This is a genomic window from Pseudomonas sp. OST1909, from assembly GCF_015277575.1.
Taxonomy (GTDB): domain Bacteria; phylum Pseudomonadota; class Gammaproteobacteria; order Pseudomonadales; family Pseudomonadaceae; genus Aquipseudomonas; species Aquipseudomonas synxantha_A.
Window position 1 is genome coordinate 3,929,092 of sequence record NZ_CP063780.1, and the last position, 24,831, is coordinate 3,953,922.

Annotated in this window: 2 protein-coding genes; both read right to left on the bottom strand. The window is 64.9% G+C overall.

Annotation, left to right across the window (positions count from 1 at the left end):
* Positions 1 to 350: 350 nt before the first annotated feature.
* Positions 351 to 11,678 carry a non-ribosomal peptide synthetase gene (locus IH404_RS17010; RefSeq protein ID WP_194438541.1) on the bottom strand — a complete coding sequence of 3,776 codons (11,328 nt, stop codon included), beginning with the start codon at positions 11,676 to 11,678 and terminating at the stop codon, positions 351 to 353.
* On the bottom strand, positions 11,675 to 24,592 hold the full coding sequence (locus IH404_RS17015) for a non-ribosomal peptide synthetase (RefSeq protein ID WP_194438542.1): 12,918 nt from the start codon (positions 24,590 to 24,592) through the stop codon (positions 11,675 to 11,677). Before IH404_RS17015 ends, IH404_RS17010 begins: the two co-directional genes overlap by 4 nt.
* Between the last annotated feature and the right edge of the window lie 239 nt (positions 24,593 to 24,831).

Here is a 24,831-nt window from a genome sequence, read left to right on the forward strand (position 1 = left end):
TCGGCTATAAGGCCGCCGCGCTGTGCTTTTGATCTGGAATCGCCCCGTTAAACCACGCTGGCCGAACGCGGACTTTGGAGCGTGGGTAACCCGGCAGGACGCCGGGTTAGCCGCGCTGGGCCATGGATGGCCCATCGCGGCGGCCCACGCTCCAAAGTTCGCGTTCGGGCACACCGAGCCTAGGCGAGGTGCCGAGTGGTGGGGCGAAGGCCTTTTGGTTACTTTTGGGCCTTTCCAAAAGTGACCCGCTGTAAGAGCGGAACCATAAGTGGCCGTTACCAAAGAAATGGATATGTACTCCGACAGACCGCAATCGGAAGCAAGCCCCCATTTGGATCGGTGTACAAGCATCAAGACACCACCTCCCCAACCCCAACCCCTTCCAACCACCACTTGGCCAAACCCGAAACATTCGGCACCTTGAGCAAGGTGAAGTGATTACCCCCGCCATACCAAACCTCCAACCCACTCCCCTGCTCCCGCCACCCCTCAACCATCAACCCCTGCTCACGCTGGTTCCCCGCCGCATCCAAGGCCGGATCCTGCGCCAGCACCAGGCGCACCACCCCGTCATACCGAGCCTGCGGCCGATAAACCGTGCGCAACGCCGCCGCATAAGTACGCGCAGGCCCATCCATTGCATCCACGGCAGCACGCGCCGGCAGCAACCCGACACCGACCATCCCCGTATGCAGCCACTGTCGCTGCGCCACCTCATCACCCCCGGCGAAGTCCACCGGATCAATCCCCAGCGACTTCCCGGCTGCCAACTGCATCGCCTCGATCAACCGCAACAGCGCCGTCGTCGAGGTATAGGGCTTGCCATCACGCCCCGGCGCCTCACTGTCGATCACTGTCAAAGAGCCCACCTCGCGCCCCATCGCCTGCAAGCGCAAGGCCATTTCCAGCGCAATCCAGCCGCCAAACGAATGCCCGACCAGATGCACCGGCCCGTCCGGGCACTCCTGCTCCAACGCCGTGAGATAACACCGCGCCGCCGCCTCCACCTGGCTATGGGGCACCGCCTCGCCATCCAACCCACGGGGCTGTAGGCCATACAGCGGCCAATCACGTCCCAGCGCGTCGCTCAAGCCCACGAAACCGGTCACGCTGTCACCTGCTCCCGGCACGCAGAACACCGGAGCATAGCCGGCGCGCCCAGTCTGGATGCGCAACAACGGCTGATGGGCCGCGCAACTCACCGGCGTACTCGTCGCCAGCGCCTCGGTCATCGCCCGGCCCAGGCCCTGGATATGCGGCGCCTGCATCATGCTCTGGTGATCCCCAGGCACGTGCACCTGGCGCAGTTGCCCGGGCGCCAAAGCCGTGTCCCAGCCCAACGCCATACTGCGTTGCGACAGTTCGGTGGGGCGCTGCTCGGCGCTGAACAAGTGCACCGGAATCGGCAGCGGGAACAGGCTGTAGTGGGCCAGGGCGTGCCCGTGCCCGACTTCGCGCTGAAGAAAACTCAACAGGTCTGCGTCCGACGCCTCCGCCATTTGCGCGTATAGCAAACCTTGATCGCGACAGCGTTGCAGCAGATCCGCAAAGTCCAGCTGTCCAATCCGCGCCTCCAGTTGTTCAAGGCTTGCCAGCTCATTTACACCTCCCTGTGCTTTCCAATAAGCCGTGCATTGCAGCAACAAATGCCGCTTGAATGCATCCGGCCCGCTCCAGCGTGCTTTGCCCTGGTCAGTCAGGCGCGGCACATAGCTGTCGATCAAACCGAGGAAGGCCACGCTTTCATCCAGCCCCAGCAGTTGCATGGCGATTTCATAGGCCAGCACCCCACCAAAAGACCAGCCCGCTACCCGATAGGGACCGTGGGGCTGAATCTCGCGGATCAGCCCGACCATGCGCGCCGCCAGGCCTTCCATGCTGTTCAGGTGGGTCTCGCCGAGCGCCAGCCCCGGCAGGCCGTAGATCGGATAATCACCCGGCAGATGCTGGCCCAGCGCCGGGAAATACACGTCCATGCCGCTGAACTCATGCACCAGAAACAGCGGTGCCTGCGCCCCGCTGCTGCGCACGGTAATCACGCGGGTGTCGGGCAGTACATCATCCCCGCGCTGACGCAGCATCGCCGCGACGCCGGCCACGCTGGCATGTTGGAACAGCTCGGCCAACGACACCGGCAAACCGGCCTCGTCCAGCAGGTTGACCAGGCGAATCGCCAACAACGAATGCCCGCCCAGTTCAAAGAAGCTGTCATGCCGCCCCACTTGTTCGAGTTTCAACACCTCGGCCCAGCGTTGCGCCAACGTCTGCTCCAGGGCGTCGGCCGGCGTTTCGAACGTGCGGCTGGTCGAGGCGTCCCAGGCAGGCACCGGCAAGGCGTTACGGTCGATCTTGCCGTTGGCGGTCAACGGCAATTGCTCCAGCGCGACGTAGGCAGACGGCACCATGTACTCGGGCAAGTGCGCGTGCAGGTAAGCCCGCACCGACTCGACAGCAACGGGTTCGCCCGCCCAGGTGAAATAGGCCACCAGGCGCTTGTGCCCCGGAACCTCTTCACGGGCCAGCACCACGGCATCCTGGATGCCTGCGAACGTCGCCAGTCGCGCCTGGATTTCACCCAGCTCAACACGAAAACCTCGAATCTTCACCTGGTCGTCATTACGCCCGATGCACTCCAGCAGACCGTCGGCCGTCCAGCGCCCGAGATCGCCCGTACGGTAAAGCAAGGCGCCTGGGTTGAACGGGTCCTGCACAAACTTTTCAGCCGTCAGCTCGGGGCGATTCAAATAGCCCAAGGCGACGCCATCGCCGCCAATGCAGATTTCACCGACGATACCCAGCGGTACCGGCTGCTGCTGCGCATCGAGCACATACACTTGGGTGTTGGAGATCGGCCGCCCCACCGGCACGCTGTCGGCATCATCGGCAATCGTGTGCACTTCGCAGGTGGTGGCGTAAGTGGTGGTTTCGGTCGGCCCATAGCAATGCACCAGGCGCAACGCGGGTGCCTGCGCCAACAGCGTGCGGAACGCCGCCGGATCGGCCCGCTCCCCGCCGCACAAAAGGATGCGCAAGCCAGCCAGTGCCTGGGGAATCAACTGCACGTATTGGTTGAACAGCGCGGTGGTGACAAACAGCACCGTCACGCCCTGCAACGCCTGGGCGAAAGCGCTCGGATCGAGCAAGGTGGCGTGGTCAATCACCTGCACCTGGCCGCCATTGAGCAGTGGCCCCCACACGTCCATGGTGCTTGCATCGAACGCTGGGTTCGACGCAAAGGCCACGCGGTCGGCGGCATTGAAATCGGCATAGCCGTTGTTGAGCACCAGGCGCGTAATGCCGCGATGGGGCACCAGCACGCCCTTGGGCTGGCCGGTGGAGCCGGAGGTGTACATGATGTACGCCACGCTGTCCGAGGGTTGCGACAGGTCCGGGTTGTGGCTCGGTTGCGGGGCGAGACCAAGCGTGTCCAGGTCCAGGCGACGCACCCCGCTCTCCATGACGCAATCGCTGCGGGTCAGCAACCAGGCGGCGCCACAGTCTTGCAGCATGAACCCCTGGCGTTCAGCCGGTGCATTCACGTCCAACGGCACATACGCGGCGGCGCATTTGAGGATGGCCAATTGGCTGACCAGTAACTCCAGCGAACGCGGCAGCAGGATCGCCAGGTGATCGCCAGGGCGCACACCCAGGCCGAGCAGGTGATGCGCCAAGCGGTTGGCGCGGGTATTGAGTTCGCCGTAGCTCACCCGCCGCTCGTTGTGCACCAGCGCCACCGCGTCGGGACGTGCCATGGCCTGGGCTTCGAACAGGCGCTGCACCGTGTGCTCACGCGCGAATGTACGGGCAGTGGCGTTGAAGTGCTCAAGCACCCGTTGGCGTTCGGCCTGCGGCAGAATCGGCAAGCGGTTGATGGCGATATCGCGATGACCTTCCAGGGCCTGCACCACCTGCGCCAGCGCGATTTCCAGGTAGTCGCACAAGCGCCGGGCGCCCTGCCCCATGACGGTCAGGCTGAACCCTTCACCGAGGTCATCCACGCTGACCGCCACGCCGTAGTGCGTGTGCTCCTCGGCCTTGAACAACTCGATCCCCTGCCACGCCTCGGCCACGCCACCGGCCTGGGGTGCGCTGTGACGATAGTTGAACAATACGCTGAACAACGGCGTCGCCACCGGCACACCACTGCAACGCTGGGCCAACGCCAGCGGCGCATGTTCATGACTGAGCAACTGAGTCAGGCGCCCATGGGTGGTACGCAGTGCCGTCAGCACTGAGTGCTCCCCCAGGTCGACCCGCAGCGGCAAGGTATTGATAAATACGCCCATGGCCCGCTCGGCGCCTTCGCCGCCTTGCAGGCGGCCGAGCATCACCGTACCGAACACCACCTGCTCGCGGGCGCACACCTTGCCCAGGACGTGGGCCCAGGCCAAATGCATCACGCTGGCCGCACTGACCCCCGCCTGGCGGGCCTGGCTGCGCAGGCGTCGGCTCAACGACAGGTCGAGACCCTCGCGCACGTTTTCCTCGGCCCCCAGATTGGGCACCTCGGTGGGTTCGTCGACCTCACCGAGCATCTCGCGGAAAAACGTCTCGTGATCCTCAGCGCCCAAACGGGTCTGGGCCACGTAGTTGCGATACGGCACGGGCGCGGCCAGCGTGTCCTGAGTGCCCAGCAGAAACGCCTGCAGCTCGTGCTGCTGGATATCCAGGGCAACGTGGTCCATCACCAGGTGATGAAACAGCAACGTCGCGACCACCCGTTGCGATTGCTCGGCGTACACCAGCCGCATCAGCGGCGCCTGGCCAAGGTCCAGGCGTGGCGGCAGCGGCCCGCTCTCAACGCTTAGCCGGGCGTGGCGCCACACCACCTGCACCGGTTCTTCCAGGCCATCCCAATGCAAGGATGAACGCAGGATGTCATGACGCTGGATCACCGCCTGCAATGCGCTGGCGAAGGCCTCCAGGCGTGCGCGACTGTCAAAGGCAAACTGCGCCTGTAACACATAGGCGTCATCACCTTGCACAGCGCGATGCTGATACAGGATGCCGGCCTGCAACGGCGCCAGCGGGTAGATATCCTGCACATTCGCTGCACCGCCGGGGATGCTGGCGACGATGCGCTCGATAGCCGCTTGATCCAGGCTGACCAGCGCCAGCATGTCTGGCGTGATGCGCGCACAATCGGCCGCAATGCCATTGGCCGGTACCGCCACTTCACGCCCGCCGCCCAAAGCTGCCGCCAGGGCAGCCAAGGTCGGTTGACCAAACAGCACTTTCACGTCCGCCGACAAGCCCAGGCCGCGCATACGCCCGATCAGGCTGACCGCCAGCAACGAGTGGCCGCCCAGTTCGAAGAAGTTGTCGTGCCGGCCCACGCGTTCCACGTTGAGCAACTCGGCCCACAGCGCGGCCAAGGTGATTTCCGTGTCGCCCAGCGGCGCCTCGTACTCGCGCACCACCAACGCCTCCAGGCCCGGTGCCGGCAATGCCTTGCGGTCGAGTTTGCCATTGGGGCTCAGCGGCAGCGCATCCAGGTGCACGAAGCTGGCCGGCACCATGAACTCCGGCAGGTGCAGGAGCAAATGGGCGCGCAGGCTTTCAGTTTCGCTCGGCACGCCGGTGTAGTAAGCGATCAGGCGCTGCTCGCGGGCAATCACGGCGGCTTCCTGCACCGCCGGATGCTCGGTCAGGCGTGCCTGGATTTCGCCCAGCTCGATGCGCAGGCCACGGATCTTGACCTGGTCATCATTGCGCCCCAGGTACTCGATGTTGCCATCCGGCAAGTAGCGCCCGACGTCACCGGTGCGGTACATGCGCCCAGGGGCAAACGGGTCATCGAGGAAACGCTCGGCGGTCAGTTCGGCACGGTTGAGGTAACCCCGTGCGACTTGCACCCCAGCGATAAACAATTCGCCCACCACGCCCAACGGCACAGGCTGCAACTGCCGGTCCAGCACGTACATGCGCGTGTTGGCGATCGGCTTGCCGATGGGGGTGTTGTCGGGCACGTCAAAGTCTGCGCAGTGCCAGGCAGTGACATCCACCGCCGCTTCGGTGGGCCCATAGAGATTATGCAACTGGCTGCCCGGCAACTGTTGCTTAAAGCGGCGTACCAGGCTGCCCGGCAAGGCTTCGCCGCTGCACATCACCCGCACCAGCCCGCCCGCTTGGCTGACGTCACCGTGGGCGAGGAAGACATCGAGCATCGACGGCACGAAGTGCAAGGTCGTGACCCCTTCGGCTGCGATCACCTGGCACAGGTACTCAGGGTCTTTATGCCCATCCGGGCGCGCCATCACCAGGCGTGCGCCGGTGGACAGCGGCCAGAAGAATTCCCACACCGACACATCGAAACTGAACGGGGTTTTCTGCAACACCGTATCGCCTCCCGTGAGCCGGTATTCGTCCTGCATCCACAGCAGGCGGTTGACCACGCCGGGGTGTTCGTTGATCACGCCTTTGGGCTGGCCGGTGGAGCCGGAGGTGTAGATCACATAGGCGGCCACCCCGGCCACCGCTGGGTTGGTGATGGGCTGGTGCTGCCAGGTGGGCTGGTCCAGATCGACCACCGGCACCTCGCCCAGCAGCCCGAGGGTGCTGCCCTGGGCCAGCACCACCGCTGGCGCGCTGTCGTGCAGCATGTAGGCGATACGCTCCAGCGGGTACGCCGGGTCCAGCGGCACATAGGCGGCGCCGGCCTTGAGGATCGCGTACAGGCCAATGACCATGTCCAGGCCACGCTCCACGCAGATCGCCACCCGCGCCTGCGGCTGCACGCCGAGGGCTTGCAGGTGGTGGGCCAGTTGGTTGGCGCGAGCGTTCAGTTCGGCGTAGGTCAGTTGCTGCTCGCCGGCCTTTACCGCCACGGCCTGCGGCGTGCGCAGTACCTGCGCTTCGAACATCCCGTGCAGGGTCTGGTCGAGCGGGTAGTCCACAGTGGTAGCGTTGAAATCCACCAGCAACTGCTTGCGCTCACGCTCATCCACCAGCGGCACATGCGCAAGCACCGCCTGGTCGTTAGCGACCATGGCCTGCAACACGCGGGTGAAGTAGCCGAGGTAACGCCGTATCGTCGATTCATCGAACAGCGCCACGGCATATTCCAGCGCGCCGAGAATACTGCCCTGCACTTCCCCCAGGTTCAGCGACAGGTCGAACTTGGCGAAGTGACTGTTTTCGACAATGCCTTCCAGGGCCAGGTCGCCCAACGCCAGGGTCGGCGCGCTGCTGTCCTGCCAGCTCAGCAGGGTCTGGAACAGCGGGCTATGGGCCAGGCTGCGCGGCGGCCGGGTGATTTCCACCACCTGTTCGAACGGCAAATCCTGATGGGCCTGGGCCGCCAATGTCAGCGCCTTGACCCGAGCCAGCAGGGCCTCGGTGCTCAACTCGCCTGAGGTGTCGATGCGCAGCGCCAGGGTGTTGACGAACAAACCGATCAGCCCTTCCACCTCGGTGCGCGTGCGGTTGGCCACCGGCGTGCCGATCACCAGCTCCGGCTGCCCGGACAAGCGCGCCAGCAATGAAGCCCAGGCGCTCATCAAAGTCATATAGAGGGTGGTGCCATGGCGCTGGCTCAAGGCCTTGAGCCCGGCAGTAAGGCGTTCGTCCAGGCGCACTTCGACGCTGCTGCCGGCGTAGTCCTGCTGCGCCGGGCGCGGGCGGTCGGTGGGCAGGGTCAGCAACGCCGGCGCGCCGGCCAGGGTCTGTTGCCAATAGGTGCTTTGGCGGTGCAACACTTCACCGCTCAGCCACAGGCGTTGCCACACGGCAAAGTCGGCGTACTGGATCGGCAAGGGCGGCAACGGGTCGGATTGGCCGTGGCTGAAGGCTTGGTACAGCGCCATCAGTTCACGGGTCAGCACGCCCATGGACCAGCCATCGGAGACGATGTGGTGCAGGGTCAGCAGCAGCACATGGTGATCGTCGGCCATCACCACCAGGCGGCCGCGCAGCAACGGGCCACGCTCCAGGTCGAAGGGCGCCGAGGCTTCGCCGTGGATCAGCGCGTCCAGCGCCTGTTGCGGTTGCGCGTGGCAACGCAAGTCTTGCACCTGCAGCGGTAACACCTCCTCGGCCGGCACGATCAGCACCTGGGCCTGGTCGCCGTGTTGGGCAAAGCGGCTGCGCAGGGTTTCATGCCGCGCCACGATCCGCGCCAGCGCCCGTTGCAGTGCCTGCACATGCAACTGCCCGCGCAAACGCAGGCCGATAGGAATGTTGTAGGCGGTGTTGGCGCCCTCCATCAGCGCCAGGAACCACAGGCGCTGCTGGGCAAACGACAGCGGCATCTCTTCATCACGATTGGCCGGCAGGATATCCGGCAAGGTGCTGCGCCCGGCCTGGGCCAGCAGTTCGGCGACCGCTGCCAGTTCGGCGTTGGCGAACAGGTCGCCCAACGCCAACTCGACCCCCAGCCGCTGGCGGACCTGGGAGACCATGCGCATCGCCAGCAGCGAGTGCCCGCCCAACTCAAAGAAATGGTCACGCCGCCCGACCCGTTCCACTTGCAACACCTCGGCCCAGATCTGCGCCAGCACGGTTTCGATCTCGCCCTGGGGCGCTGCGTATTCGCGGGTAAACACTGCGGCCATGTCCGGTGCCGGTAGCGCCTTGCGGTCGAGCTTGCCATTGGTGGTCAGCGGCAGCGCGTCGAGCTTCATGAAGGCGACCGGGACCATGTAGTCCGGCAACTGCGCCACCAGGTGAGCGCGGATTTCGCCTACCGTCAGCGCGTCAAGTTGCGGGTTTTCGGTGAAGTAGGCCACCAGCCGCTCTTCACGCACCAGCACCACCGCTTCCAGGATGCCAGGCAATTGGTTGAGCCGGGTTTCGATTTCTCCCAGCTCAATGCGCACGCCACGGATTTTGACCTGGTCATCGTTGCGCCCCAGGTAGTCGAGCGTGCCATCGGGCAACCAGCGCACCAGGTCGCCGGTGCGGTACATGCGCCCGGGGTTGAATGGGTCGCGCAGGAAGCGCTCGGCGGTCAGTTCCGGGCGGTTCAGGTAACCTCGCGCCACGCCCTTGCCGCCCACGTACAACTCCCCCGCCACCCCTAGCGGCACCGGGCGCTGGTGTTCGTCGAGCACGTAGACGGTGGCATTGGCGATGGGCTTGCCGATATGCAACGGCTGGCCCGCCTCGACCTTGCCCGACGTGGCGACCACCGTGGCTTCGGTGGGGCCATAGTTGTTGATCAATTCAAAGCGCTGCGCCCGGCCGAACTGGCGCAGGCGATCGCCGCCGACCAGCAGGGTGCGCAATGTCGGGTGCTCGATAGTCTGGCTGAACGCGTACTCGGCCACCGGCGTGGGCAGGAAGCTTACGTCCAAAGGTTGTGCGCACCACCAGGCCAGCAGCGCGTCGATATCTTCAGCACCGTCATGGGCCGGCGGCAGGTGCAGGGTGGCGCCCACACACAGCGCCGGCCAGACTTCCCAGGCCATCGCATCAAAGCCGAAACCGGCAACACTGGCGGTATGCCGCCCGGCGCGCAGGTCAAAAGCGCTGCAATGCCAGTCCACCAGGTTGGCGACGGTGTGGTGCTCGACCATCACACCTTTGGGCAAGCCGGTAGAACCCGAGGTGTAGATCACATACGCGAGGTTCGTCGGGCCGACGGCGACCTTGGGGTTGCTCGCCGAATGATGCTGCCAGGTGAAGCGATCGAGGTTGATCACCGGCACCTCGAGCTCGGGCAAACGAGCCAGCAACGCGTGTTGGGTGAGCACCGCCACCGGGGCGCTGTCGCTGAGCAAGTAGCTCAAACGCTCGGCCGGGTGGGACGGGTCTACCGGCACATAACCGGCCCCCGCCTTGAGGATCGCCAGCAGCCCGGCCAAGGTGTCGAGCCCACGCCGCGCCACAATGGCCACGCGATCATCGGGCCGAACCCCCAGCGCCAGCAGATGATGGGCCAGCAGGTTGGCTTGCTGGTTGAGTTCGGCGTAGGTCAGTTGCCGCCCTTCGTGCACGGCGGCGATGGCGTCCGGCGTGAGCACAGCCTGGGCTTCGATACGCCCGTGCAAAGTGGTGCCTTGCGGGAACACTGCCTGGGTGGCGTTGAACTGTTGCAACAGCAGGCGCTGTTCGGCGGCGGGCACTACCGAAAGTTGCTCAAGCGCAGTGTGCGGCGCCTGCTCCAGCGCGGTGACCAGGTTTTCCAGCGCGGTGTGCAGGTAGGCGCAGACGCGGTGGGGGTCGACCTGGGTGCTGGCCAGCAAACTCAGGCCGAAGCCTTCGCCCAGGTCGTCCACACTCAGGGTCAACGGGTAGTTGGTGCGTTCCTCGGCGCGCAGTGCGGTAATGCCGTGCCAGGCCGACACTGCCTCGGCACTGGCGGCGGGAGCGCTGTGACGGTAATTGAGCAGCGCACTGAACAGCGGCGTCGGGGCGATCACGCCGCTGCAACGCTGGGCCAATGCCAGGGCCGCGTGCTCATGGCGCAGCAGCGTGGTCAAACGTGCGTGGGTGGCCTTGACCCCGCTGCGTACATCCTGGGCGTCGATGTCCACACGAAACGGCAAGGTGTTGATGAAGATCCCCAAGGCGCGGTCAGTCGCATGGCTGCCTTGCATACGCCCCATCAACACGGTGCCGAACACCACCTGCGCCTTGCCGGCCAACACCGCCAGTACCTGGGCCCAGCCCAGATGGAACAGGCTGGCGGCGCTCACCCCCAGTTGCCGGGCCTGCATGCGTATACGCTGCGCCAGCTGCGGCGCCAATGGCAGGCTGACCTCGGCAATGGCGCGAGCATCGCCCTGCACATCCTGCAGCCCGAACGGCAAGGTCGGCTCGACGATATCGCCGAGCATCTGCCGGAAGAAACTTTCATGCTCCTGCTCGCTGATGCCCAGCCGCGCCTGTGCCACGTAGTTGCGAAACGGTACGGCCTGGCCGAGGGCCGCGCCCTGCCCCAACAGACACGCCTGCATTTCATGGCATACCACTTCCAGGGCGCTGTGATCCATCGCCATATGGTGGAACAGCAAGGTAGCGACGATGCGCTGGTGGGTCGGGTCTTCAGCATGTACCAGGCGCAACAACGGTGCCTGGGTCACGTCGAGGCGATAATGACGGGCATCGAACAAGTCATGCAGTTGTGCGGCGATATCGCCGTCGGCCGGGTCGAGCATCAAGGCTTGCACCGGCAGGCGCGCCTGGCGCCACACCACTTGCGAAGGTTGCGCCAGGCCATCCCAGACCACCCCGGTGCGTAAAATGTCGTGGCGGTCCATCACGCTTTGCAGCGCCTGGGCAAACGCCTCGAAGCGCTCCAGGCTGTCAAACGCGAACTGCGACTGCATCACGTAGGGGTCGCCCTGCTCGGCGCTGGCATGGTGAAACAGAATGCCTTCCTGCAATGGCGCCAACGGATAGATGTCCTGGATATTCGCCACACCGCCCTGAACGGTAGCGATAATGCGCTCGATCTCGTCCTGGCTCAGGGTCGAGAGGGTCAGCATGTCGGGGGTGATGCGCTCGGCATTGGCGGGAATGCCATTGGCCGGTACGACCACTTCGCCAACCTTGGCAGCCGAGTACTCACCGGCCTTGATCAGCTCGATCAGCGCCGGTTTGTGCTCGCGCAAGGCGGCCAATATTGCCGGGTCGCTCAAGGCTTGCCGGTTGCCGTTCACCGACAACTGTTCGCCCTTGAGCGCCAGTTGCACGTCCTTGGTTTTCAGGGTTGCCAGCAGCTCGAGGATGTTCACAGGACGATCTCCATTCGTTCGGTCATTGCGGCGTAGCCGGCCAGGGTCGGTTGTTCGAACAACGCTCGCACATCGGCTTCCATGCCTTCCTGGCGCAGGCGCCCGATCAAGCTCACAGCGAGCAGCGAGTGCCCGCCCAGTTCAAAGAAATTGTCATGCCGGCCTACCCGCTCCACCTTGAGCAGCTCGGACCACAACCGGGCCAGCAGGATTTCGGTATCGCCTTGGGGTGCTTCGTACTCACGCACCGTCAGTGCTTCCATACCCGGTGCGGGTAACGCTTTGCGGTCGAGCTTGCCGTTGGGGCTCAGGGGCATGACGGGCAGGTGCACGAACAGCGCGGGCACCATAAAGTCCGGCAGGTGCTGCAACAACTGGGCACGCAGGCCGTCGATGTCACTTGGCAGGCCAGTGTAATAGGCGACCAGGCGCTCATCACGAACCACCACCACCGCGTCGTTGACCGCCGGATGCTCGATCAGCCGCGCCTGGATTTCCCCCAGCTCGATGCGCAGGCCACGGATTTTCACCTGGTCATCGTTGCGCCCCAGGTATTCGATATTGCCGTCCGGCAAGTAGCGGCCCACGTCACCGGTGCGGTACATCCGGCCAGGCGCAAAAGGGTCATCGAGGAAGCGCTCGGCGGTCAACTGCGCACGGTTCAGATAACCCCGCGCCACTTGCACGCCAGCGATGAACAGCTCACCGACCACGCCCAGGGGCACCGGCTGCAACTGCCCGTCCAGCACGTACATGCGCGTGTTGGCAATCGGCTTGCCGATGGGGGTGTTGTCCGGGACGTCCGGGCGGGCGCAGTTCCAGGCCGTCACGTCCACCGCCGCTTCCGTGGGGCCATACAGGTTGTACAAACCAATGCCCGGCAACTGCTGCTTGAACCGACGCACCAGGCTGCCCGGCAGCGCCTCGCCGCTGCACATCACTCGCACCAACCCGGCCGCCTGGCTCACATCGCCATGGGCCAGGAACACGTCAAGCATCGACGGCACAAAGTGCAGGGTGGTGATATTTTCTGCCTCGATTACTTCGCACAGGTACGCAGGGTCTTTGTGCCCACCCGGGCGCGCCATCACCAGGCGTGCGCCGGTAAACAGCGGCCAGAAGAACTCCCACACCGACACGTCGAAGCTGAACGGGGTTTTCTGCAAGACCGCGTCATGGGCCTTGAGGCCATAGGCGTCCTGCATCCACAACAGACGGTTGACCACCCCGGCGTGTTCATTGATCACGCCCTTGGGCTGGCCGGTGGAACCGGAGGTGTAGATCACGTAGGCCGTGTGCCGGGCAGTGAGGCCCGCGACCTGCGGGTTGACGCAAGGCTGCTGGTGCCAGGTGCTCTGGTCGAGGTCGATCACGGTCACATCGCCCAGCAAGGCACGAGTGGCGGATTGGGCCAGCACCACCACCGGCGCGCTGTCTTGCAGCATGTAGGCGATACGCTCCTGCGGGTAGGCCGGGTCCAGCGGCACATAACCACCACCGGCCTTGAGGATGGCGAACAGGCCGATCACCATATCCAGGCCACGCTCCAGGCAAATGCCTACCCGTGAGTCCGGCTGCACGCCCCTTTCGCGCAGGTGATGGGCCAGGCGGTTGGCGTGCTCATTGAGCTGTTGGTAACTCAGTTGCTGTTCGCCCGCCTTTACCGCCACGGCGTGCGGCGTGCGCAGAACCTGGGCCTCGAACATCCCGTGCAGGGTCTGGTCGAGGTTGTAGTTGACCTCGGTGGCGTTGAACCGCACCAGCAGCTGTTGCCGCTCTTCTGGTCCCAGGATCGACAGGCGATTGATCGCCTGCTGGGGTGCCTGCTCAAGGGCCTCGACCAGCGCGGACAAGGCGTTGTGCATATAACCGCAGAGCCGTTGCGCATCCACCTGGGCCAAGGCCGTGAACGCGTAACCATCACCCAGGTCATCCACGTTCAGGGTCAACGGGTAATTGGTGCGCCCGTCATTGACCAGGGTCTGCATACCTTCCCACGCCAAGTGCGCGTCCGCCGAACGGGTGGCGGCGCCGCGATGGCGATAGTTGAGCATCGAACTGAACAACGGCGCCGGTGCCGCCACGCCGCTGCAACGTTGAGCCAGGGCCAGCGAGGCGTGTTCATGGCCAAGCAATTGCGTGAGTCGCGCATGGGTAGCCCGCACGGCGGCGCGGGCGCCCTGGTCATTGATGTCCAGGCGCAGCGGCAAGGTATTGATAAACACGCCCAGGGCCCGGTCAGCACCCTCGCCACCTTGCAGGCGGCCCACCAGCACGGTACCGAATACCACCGTGTGGCGCGCCGATACCGCGGCCAGCACCTGTGCCCAGGCCAGATGAAACAGGCTGGCGCCGCTGACGCCCAACAGCCGCGCCTGGCTGCGCAGGCGCCGGTTCAGGTGGTTGTCCAGTTGCAGGGTATGTTCTTCAATCGCACTGCCGTCGCCACGTACATCCTGCCAACCGAATGGCAGCGTCGGTTCATCCACATCGCCGAGCATTTGGCGGAAGAAGGCTTCGTGCTCCTGCTCGCTGACACCCAGGCGCGCCTGGGCCACATAGTTGCGATACGGCATCGGCGCGGTGGTTGGCGCGGCGTGGCCGAGCAGGTAACCCTGCATTTCCCGCAGCACCACGTCGAACGCGGTATGGTCCAGGGCGATATGGTGGTAGAGCAACACCGCCACCACGCGTTGGTTGGCCGGGTCCTGGGCATACATCAGGCGGATCAACGGCGCCTGGCTGATGTCCAGGCGATGATGCCGCGCATCGAAACGCTCATGCAGGCCGGCGAGTACGTCGCCGTGCAAATGCAGTTCCTGAACGCTCAACGCCGCCTTGCGCCACACCACTTGCAACGGTTGCGCCAGCCCCTCCCACACCACCCCGGTGCGCAGAATGTCATGGCGGTCGATCACCTGTTGCAGCGCCTGCGCGAAGGCTTGCAGACGCTCGACACTGTCAAACGCCAGGTGCGATTGCAGCAGGTACGGGTCGCCCTGCGCGGCCGTGAGGTAGTGGTAGAAAATGCCTTCCTGCAGCGGCGCCAGCGGGTAGATGTCCTGCACGTTGGCAGCGCCGCCTGGCACCTGGGCGACTACCTGATCAATCGCGCACTGGTCAAGGGTCACCAGCGCCAGCATGTCCGGGGTAATGCGCTGGCACTCGGCACTGATCCGGTTGGCCGGCACTTGCACCTCGCGACCACTGCCGACAGCAGCGGCCAGCGCGGCCAGGGTTGGCTGGCTGAACAGCACGCGCACGTCGGCGCTGAGGCCCACCTGGCGCATACGCTCGATCAGGCTGACGGCCAGCAATGAATGACCGCCCAGTTCGAAGAAATGATCATGACGGCCCACCTGCTCCACTTGCAGCACCTCGGCCCAGATACGCGCCAGGGTGGTTTCGACCTCGCCCTGGGGGGCCTGGTACTCGCGGCTGAGCACGGCGGCCTGATCGGGGTCGGGCAGTGCCTTGCGGTCCAGCTTGCCGTTGGCGGTCAGGGGCAACACATCGAGGCGCATGTAGGCGACCGGCACCAGCGCATCGGGAAGCTGGGCCTGCAATTGCGCGCGCAAGGTCTCGATGGGGAGTGCGCGTTGCTCGGTGAACCAGGCCAGCAGCCGGCCTTCGCGCACCAGCACCACCGCTTCGCGAATGCCGTCCAGGGCGGCCAGGCGGCTTTCGATTTCGCCCAGCTCAACCCGCACGCCACGCAGTTTGACCTGGTCATCATTGCGGCCCAGGTACTCCAGATTGCCGTCGGGCAACCAGCGCACCAGGTCGCCGGTGCGGTACATGCGCCCCGGGCTGAACGGGTTTTGCAGGAAGCGTTCGGCAGTCAAGTCCGGGCGATTCAAGTAACCCCGTGCGACACCGCTGCCGCCTACATACAGCTCACCGGCCACACCGACCGGCACCGGGCGCAACTGCGCATCCAGCACATAGCTGCCGGCATTGGCGATGGGTCGACCAATATGCAACGCCTGCCCGGCCCGCACGCGACCGGAGGTGGCAACCACCGTGGCCTCGGTGGGGCCATAGTTGTTGATCACGGCAAAGCGCCGTTCCTGGGTGAACTGGCGCAGGCGATCGCCGCCAATCAGCAGGATGCGCAAGGTGGGGTGTTGCAGGTGTTGGCTGAACGCGTACTCGGCTACCGGCGTGGGCAAAAAGCTCACGTCCAGCGGCTGCGCCCGCCACCAGGCCAGCAATTCATCGATGTTTTCATTGCCCAGTTCGGCGGGCGGCAGGTGCAGGGTCGCACCGACGCACAAGGCCGGCCAGACTTCCCAGGCCATCGCGTCAAAACCAAACCCGGCCACACTGCTGGTGTGACTCGCAGCGGCCAGGCCAAAGGCTTCAGAGTGCCAATGCACGAGGTTTTCCACGTTGTGGTGTTCCACCATCACGCCTTTGGGCTGGCCGGTAGAGCCTGAGGTGTAAATGACGTAGGCCAGGTGCGCGGGCGTCAGTGCGGGCAACTGTGGATTGTTGACGGGCAGGTGCTGCCAGACGGGGTCATGCAAGTCGAGCAGCGTGACCGTGCCCAGCAGGTCACGGGTACTGGCCTCAGCGAGTACTGCCACCGGGGCGCTGTCGCGCAACAAATAAGCGATGCGTTCGGCGGGATACGCCGGGTCAATCGGCACATAGCCGGCGCCGGCCTTGAGAATGCCCAATAGCCCCACCAGCATCTGCGGGCCACGACGGCAGCACAGCGCCACGCGGTCATCCGGTCGCACGCCGAGTGCCAACAGGTGATGGGCCAGTTGGTTGGCACGCTGATTGAGCTGCTGATAGGTCAGCGCCTCGCCGCCCTGCTGCACGGCAATGGCGTGGGGTTGGCGCTCAGCCTGTACCTCAAATGCGCCGTGCACGGTGTGGCCACGGGGGAAATCCTGGGCCGTGGCATTGAATTCGCGCAGCAGGGTTTCACACTCCGCCGCGGGCAGGATCGGCAGGCGATTGAGTGCCGTGTCCGGCGTGCACTCCAAGGCTGTGAGCAACTGCGCCACAGCGTTGTGCATGTAGTCGCACAGGCGTTGCGCGCCGATCTGCGGCACCGCCAGCACGCTCAGCCCGAAGCCGTCACCCAGGTCATCCACGCTCAGGGTCAACGGGTAATTGCTGCGTTCCTCACCGCCCAGCAGTTGCACGCCCTCCCAGATGCCGTGGCCGTCGCGGGCCATCTCGGCGGGGTTGCTGTGACGGTAATTGAGCAAGGCACTGAACAATGGCGTGCTGGTCGGCACACCGCTGCAACGCTGAGCCAGGGCCAGCGAGGCATGTTCATGCCCGAGCAAGGCGCTCAGGCGTGCATGGGTGGCCTTGACCGCCGCTGACGCCCCGGCGGCAACATCGACCCGCAGCGGCAAGGTGTTGATAAACATCCCCAGCGCGCGGTCTGCACCTTCACCGGCTTGCATACGGCCCATCAGCACCGTGCCGAACACCACGTCATCGCGGCCCGACACCAGCCCCACCACCTGGGCCCAGGCCAGGTGCATCAGGCTCGCGGCGCTCACACCCAGCTGTCGCGCCTGCTGGCGGACCCGCTGCGCCAGCGCGGCGTCCAATGGCAGCCCGGCCTCCTCGATGGCGCGGCCATCGCCCTGCACATCCTGCAAACCAAACGGCAAGGTTGGTTCATCCACATCGGCGAGCATGTCGCGAAAGAACTGCTCATGCTCGGCCACACTGACACCCAGGCGCGCCTGGGCCACATAGTTGCGAAATGGCGCGGCAGCGGGCAAGTCCTGGGCCTGGTTGAACATGAAGGCGCGCATTTCCTGGCCAACCACCTCCATGGCTGTGTGGTCCAGCGCCAGGTGGTGAAACAGCAGGATCGCCGCAACACGGTTGTGCGCCGGGTCCTGGGCATAGACCATGCGCAGCAACGGCGCCTGGGTGATGTCCAGCCGGTAGTGCCGGGCATCGAAGCGGGCGTGCAGTTGCTCGATGATGCCGCCGTCGGCCGGGTCCAGATGAACCTCCTGCACCCCCAGTTGCGCCTGGCGCCACACCACTTGCAGCGGGCTGTCCAGGCCCTCCCAGACCACGCCCGTGCGCAGGATATCGTGGCGGGCAACCACCTGTTGCAGCGCCGCCATGAACCCGTGCAAGCGGTCGAGATTGTCGAACGCCATGCGCGATTGCAGCAGGTACGGGTCGCCCTGTTCGGCGCTGAGGTGGTGGTAGAGAATGCCTTCCTGCAACGGCGCCAGCGGGTAGATGTCCTGCACATTCGCCGCGCCACCCGGCACGCTGGCGACGATACGCTCGATGGCATCCGGAGTAAGCTGCACCAGGCTCAGCATGGACGGTGTGATCTGTGTGCAACCGGCCGGGATGCCATTGGCCGGCACCACGATTTCGCGACCACTGCCCACCGCCGCCGCCAACGCTGCCAGGCTCGGCTGGTTGAACAGCACCCGCACATCGGCGCTCAGGCCGACTTGGCGCATGCGCTCGATCAGGCTCACCGCAAGCAGCGAATGCCCGCCCAACTCGAAGAAATGATCGTGACGCCCGACGCGTTCGAGCTTGAGCACGTTCTGCCAGATCTGCGCCAGCAAGGTTTCCACCTCGCCTTGCGGGGCTTCGTAGCCACGACTGAGCAAGGCCGACGGGTCCGGTGCCGGCAAGGCTTTGCGGTCGAGCTTGCCATTGTTGGTCAGGGGCAGACTGGCCAGCGGCATATAGGCCGACGGCAGCATATAGTCCGGCAACTGCCCTTGCAGGTGGGCGTGGACCAGCTCAATGCCCAGGTCTGCCGCGGCCCAGGTGAAGTAGGCGACCAGGCGTTTTTCACCCGGCATATCTTCCCTAGCCAGCACGGCGACATCCTGGATGCCCGGGCAACTGGCCAGGCGTGCCTCGATCTCACCCAGCTCGATACGAAAGCCACGGATTTTCACCTGGTCGTCGTTGCGACCCAGGCATTCGAGCAAGCCGTCTTGCGTCCAGCGCCCGAGGTCGCCGGTGCGGTACAGCAAGGCGCCCGGGTTGAAGGGGTCCTGCACAAACTTTTCAGCCGTCAGCTCGGGGCGGTTCAAATAGCCCAGGGCGACGCCATCGCCGCCGATGCAGATTTCACCGGTGATGCCCAGCGGCACTGGTTGCAACTGTGCATCGAGCACATAGATCTGTGTATTGGAAATGGGCCGCCCCACCGGCACGCTGTCGGTATCCGTACCGACCTCGCGCACTTCATGGGTGGTGGCGTAGGTGGTGGTTTCGGTCGGCCCGTAGCAATGCACCAGGCGCAGCGCCGGCGCACGCGCCAACAGGCTGCGAAATGCCGCCGGGTCAGCACGCTCACCGCCGCACAGCAGGATGCGCAAACCGGCCAACGCCTCGGGGATCAATTGCACGTACTGGTTGAACAGTGCGGTGGTCACGAACAACACCGTCGCGCCCTTAAGCTCGGCGCCGAACGCCAACGGGTCGAGCAAGGTGGCATGGTCGATCACCTGCACTTGCCCGCCGTTGAGCAATGCGCCCCACACATCCATGGTGCTCGCATCGAACGCCGGGTTGGAGGCGAAGGCCACGCGGTCGCTGGCATTGAAGTCGGCATAGCCATTATTGATGACCAGGCGCGTGATGCCGCGATGGGGCACCAGCACGCCCTTGGGCTGGCCGGTGGAGCCGGAGGTGTACATGATGTACGCCACGTCTTGCGCAGACCGGGCCAGCCCCGGGTTGTCCGCCGGCAGGTCGGCCAGGTCCAGTTCGGCAAGATTGTCCAGCACCTGGCGGGCGCCGCTGTCCTGCACCATGAAGGTTCGACGTTCGAGCGGCGCGTTGACGTCCAGCGGTACGTACACCGCCGCACACTTGAGCACCGCCAACTGGCTGACGACCAGGTCGATGGAGCGCGGCAGCGCCAGGGCCACCGCCTCACCTGGCCGCACGCCACGGCCAATCAAATGATGGGCCAGGCGATTGGCGCGGCGATTGAGGTCACGGTAGCTCAGCGACAGCAGGCCATGCACCACCGCGACCGCTTCAGGCCGGGCCAGTGCCTGGGCTTCGAACAGTTGCGCAACGGTGAGCTGCGACGGGTATTCCCGGGCGCTGGCATTGAAGTCTTCAAGCAATAAGCGCCGCTCGGCGGGCGGCACAATCGACACCTTGTGCATGGCGGTGGTGGGCGCGTGTTGCAGCGCGCTCACCACATGGCGCAACGCGGTGAGCATGTACTCACCCACGCGTTGCACATCCAGGTGGGCGACACCCTGTACCGTCAGGGCAACCCCCCTGCCCAGGTCATCGACGTTGAGTACCAGCGGGTAGTTGCTGCGCTCTTCTGAGCTGAGGATCTGGATACCGAACGCGGCAAAGGGGTTGTCCCCCGGCGCTTCATCGGGTGCGCTGTGCCGGTAGTTGAGCAAGGTGCTGAACAACGGCAACGAACCCGGCACGCCGCTGCAGCGCTGGGCCAGGGACAGCGCGGCGTGTTCATGCGCGAGCAACTGCGCCAGGCGCGCATGGGTGGCGCGCACGCCGGCCTGCACGCCGACGCTGCCGAGGCTGACCCGCAGCGGCAAGGTATTGATGAACATCCCCAGCGCGCGGTCAGCGCCCTCGCCGCCCTGCATACGCCCCAGCAAGACCGTCCCGAACACCACGTCCTGCTGGCCCGACACCTGGCCCAGCACCTGGGCCCATGCCAGATGCACCAGGCTCGCCGTGCTGACGCCCAGCTGCCGCGCCTGCTCGCGCAGGGCCAGGCTGAGGGCCGGTTCCAGCGGCAGATGGGCCTCATGGATGCCGCTGCCGTCGCCGTTCACATCCTGCAAGCCGAAGGCTAGGGTTGGCTCGTCGATATCGCCGAGCATCTGGCTGAAGAAGGCTTCGTGCTGCGCCTGGCTCAGGCCCAGCCGCGCCTGGGCCACGTAGTTGCGGTACTGCACCGCATCAGGCAGTTGCACGCAGTTGCCGTGCAGGCTGGCGCTCATTTCTTCGACCAGCACTTGCAGCGCCGTGTGGTCGAGCAGGATATGGTGCAGCAGCAGGATGCCGACCAAGCCTTCCGCCTCTTCAGCGTAGGCCAGGCGCATCAGCGAAGCGCGAGACAGGTCCAGGCGGTAGTGGCGAGGGTCGAAACGCTGTTGCAACTGCGCCAGGGCATCGGCGCCCTGGGTGTCCAAGCGCTCAACGGCCAGCGGCGCCTGGCGCAACACCACTTGCACCGGTTCCTCCAGGCCCTCCCAGAGAATCGCAGTGCGCAGGATATCGTTGCGTTCGATGACACTGTGCAGCGCCTGAATAAAGCCATCCACCGCGCCCTGGTCGTTAAAGCGCAACTGCACCTGCAACACGTAGGGGTCGCCCTCGCTGGTTGCCAGGTGGTGGTAGAAAATACCGGCCTGCAACGGCGCGAGAGCGTAGATATCCTGCACGTTGGCCACGCCACCGGGCACGGCCTGAAGGATGTGATCGATGGCGGCCTGGTCCAGGTTGACCAAGGGCAGCATGTCCGGCGTGATGTGCTCACTGTGTTCCTGGATCAGATTGGCCGGGACCTGCACCTCATGGTGCCCGCCCACCGCCGCCGCGAGGGCTGCCAGGGTCGGCTGGCCGAACAGCACGCGTACATCGGCACTCAGCTCTACCTGGCGCATGCGTTCGATCAGCTTGACCGCCAGCAGCGAATGCCCGCCCAACTCGAAGAAGTTGTCGTCACGCCCCACCCGGTCGAGCTTGAGCAGGTCCTGCCAGATCATCGCAATGGCGTTTTCCACCGCACCTTGGGGCGCGGCATAACTGCGCCGGGCCAACGCCTCGGCATCGGGTGCCGGCAAGGCTTTGCGGTCGAGCTTGCCGTTGGTGGTCAGGGGGAACGCCTCCAGGCGCACGAAGGCGCTGGGCACCATATGTTCGGCAAGGCTCTGCAGCAAGTGATCGCGCAAGGCGGCAACGCTGGGCTCACCCTCGGTGATCACGTAGGCCACCAGGCGCTTGTCACCCGGCTCATCCTCACGGGCGATCACCACCGCATCGCGCACGCCGTGGGCGGTTGCCAGGTGCGCCTGGATTTCGCCCAGCTCGATACGGAAACCGCGGATCTTGACCTGGTCATCGTTACGCCCCAGGTACTCGACACTGCCGTCGGCCAGCAGGCGGCCGAGGTCACCGGTCTTGTACATGCGCAGGCCGGTGGCTGGGTCCGCGAGGAAGCGTTCGGCGTTGAGTGCCTCGCGGTTCAGGTAACCGCGCGCCACCCCGGCGCCGCCCACGTACAGCTCGCCCACCACACCGTATGGCAACGGCTCGTGTTGTTCATCCAACACATACAACTGCAAGTCGGGGATGCGTACGCCAATCGGGCTGACGCCCACCAGTTGGGCATCCGCCGCCTCCAGCGCACGATAGGTCACGTGCACGGTGGTTTCGGTAATACCGTACATGTTTACCAGCTGCGTACCGGCATTCACCGCCCGCGCATACCATGGCTTGAGCATGGCCGGTTCAAGGGCCTCACCGCCAAAGATCACCTGCCGCAACGAATGCGCCTGGGTGCTGTGGCCCTGGGCCGCGATCAACTGGCGGAACGCACTCGGCGTCTGGTTGAGGATGCTCACTTCGGCTTCGCAGAGCAGCGTGTAGCACTCATCCGGCGAGCGGCTGATCAGTTGCGGCACGATCAGCAACTGGCCGCCGTGCATCAGCGCGCCCCAGATTTCCCACACAGAAAAATCGAATGCGAAGGAGTGGAACAGTGCCCATACATCGTGCGGGTTGAACCCGAACCAGTGTTGAGTGGCACTGAACAGGCGCGCCACCTGACGATGCTCGATCATCACCCCCTTGGGTTGGCCGGTGGAGCCGGAGGTGTAAATCACATAGGCCAGATTGGCCGGGCTCAGGTGCAGCCGTGGATCGGTGATTGGCAACTGGCCCAGGCTGTCGAGGTCAAGCTGCGCCAGTTCGCCTACCCGGTGACGAGTGCCGGCCTGCACCAGCACAACCACCGGTTGACTGTCGGCCAGGGTGTAGGCAATGCGTTCCTGCGGGTAAGCCGGGTCTATCGGCACGTAGCCGGCACCGGCCTTGAGGATACCGAGCAGGCCGATGATCATCTGCGGGCCGCGCTCCACGCAGATCGCCACGCGGCTGTCAGGCTCCACGCCCTGGGCCAGCAGTGCATGGGCGACCTGGTTGGCGCGCTCGTTGAGTTGACGATAGGTGAGACGCTGCTGCTCAAAGCGCACGGCAATGGCTTCAGGCTGGGCGGCGGCGTGGGTTTCGACTTGCTGGTGGATCAACGCGGTATCGGCGTAGTGCGTGGAGCTGTGGTTCAAGGTATGCAGCAGGGCGTGGCGTTCAGCGTCGGGCAGGATGTTCAGGCCGCAGAGCGGCTTGTCCGGTCGCTGCTCAAGGGCGTCGGCCAGGCTTTGCAGCGCGGTGTGCAGATAGCCGGCAACCCGCAGTGCTCCGATGGTCGCATCCACCATCACCGTCAGCGCGAAGTCTTGCCCCAGGTCGTCAACGTTGACCGTCAGCGGGTAGTTGGTGCGCTCTTCGGCGCCCAGGACCTGGATGCCTTCGGCAACCTCGATCACGGCGGCCATGTCGGTGGCCGCACTATGGCGATAGTTGAGGATCGCGCTGAACAACGGTGTGGGTGCTGCCACCCCGCTGCAGCGCTGGGCCAGTGCCAGGGACGCATGTTCGTGATCGAGCAGGCGCGTAAGACGCTCGTGGGTGACTTGCACCGCAGCGCGCACGCTTTGCGCGCCAACATCAACCCGCAACGGCAAGGTGTTGATGAACATGCCCAAGGCCCGCTCACCGCCCTCGCCTGCGCCCATGCGCCCGAGCATCACGGTGCCGAACACCACCGCCTCGCGACCGGAAACCACGCCCAACACCCGCGCCAACGCCAGGTGCATCAGGCTCGCCACACTCACCCCCAACGGCCGCGCCACACTGCGCAGGCGACGACCAAGGGCGCTATCGACGGGAATGCGCGCTTCATCAATGCCCTGACCATCGCCCTGCACATCTTGCAGGCCGAACGGCAGCGTCGGTTCATCGATATCGGCGAGCATGTCGCGAAAGAACGCCTCATGGGCCTGTTCGCTCACACCCTGGCGCACTTGGGCGATGTAGCTGCGAAACGCCACCGGCGTGCCCGCTTGCGCGTGCTCACCGGCCAAGTACAGCTGGATTTCATGGCGCACCACATCCAGTGCGGTGTGATCGAGAATGGTGTGGTGGAACAACAGCATCGCCACCACACGCTGGTTGGCCGGGTCCTCGGCGAACACCAGACGCAGCAGCGGCGCCTGGCCAAGGTCCATGCGATAGGCACGGGCGTCATAGCGCGCGAGCAATTGAGCGAGACGGTCGCCGCCATCAAAATGCGCTTCTTCACACGCCAGCTGCGCCTTGCGCCACACCACTTGCAGCGGCTCGTCGAGGCGCTCCCACACCATGCAGGTGCGCAGGATATCGTGGCGGTCAATCACCCATTGCAGCGCCTCGGCAAAGGCTTGCAGGCGTGCACGGCTGTCGAACACAAACTGCGCGTGCAGCACGTAGGGGTCGCCCTGCGCGGCAGAAAGATGGTGGTAAAGCATGCCTTCCTGGAGCGGCGCCAGGGGGTAGATATCTTGCACATTCGCCGCGCCGCCGGGGATGGACGCGACGATGCGGTCGATGGCCGGCTGGTCGAGGTTGACCAGCGCCAGCATGTCCGGGGTGATGCGATAAGCCGGGCTCAGCCAGTCACCGCCATGCTCGGCGACCAGGGCCAGCAACTGGGGTTTATGCGCGATCAATTGATCCCAGAGCGCGTCATCCAACGCCTCGTCATCGCCCAGGACGATCAGGTCGCCTTCTTCAGTTTGCAGACGGATCGCATGGGTGGAGATCGCTGCCAGTAAGTCGCTGAACTGCATGGGGTAACCTGCCTGATAAGTCACGGTTTAAGAGAATGTCCGTATTCAGTTTTGCCGCTAGGCGCGGCGCCCTTGAAAAACAACGGGCGCAGCCGGGGGCCTGGAGAGGCTTCCGGCAGGCTTGAAAAATTAAGGGATTTGCGCGGTGGGGGGTGACATGGGAAGCGGGGACAAGTGTCGGGTGGGAGGGTTCCCGTGTTTGCTCGCGGCTCTTCAACCTAGCTGAGTTTTGCCAGTAC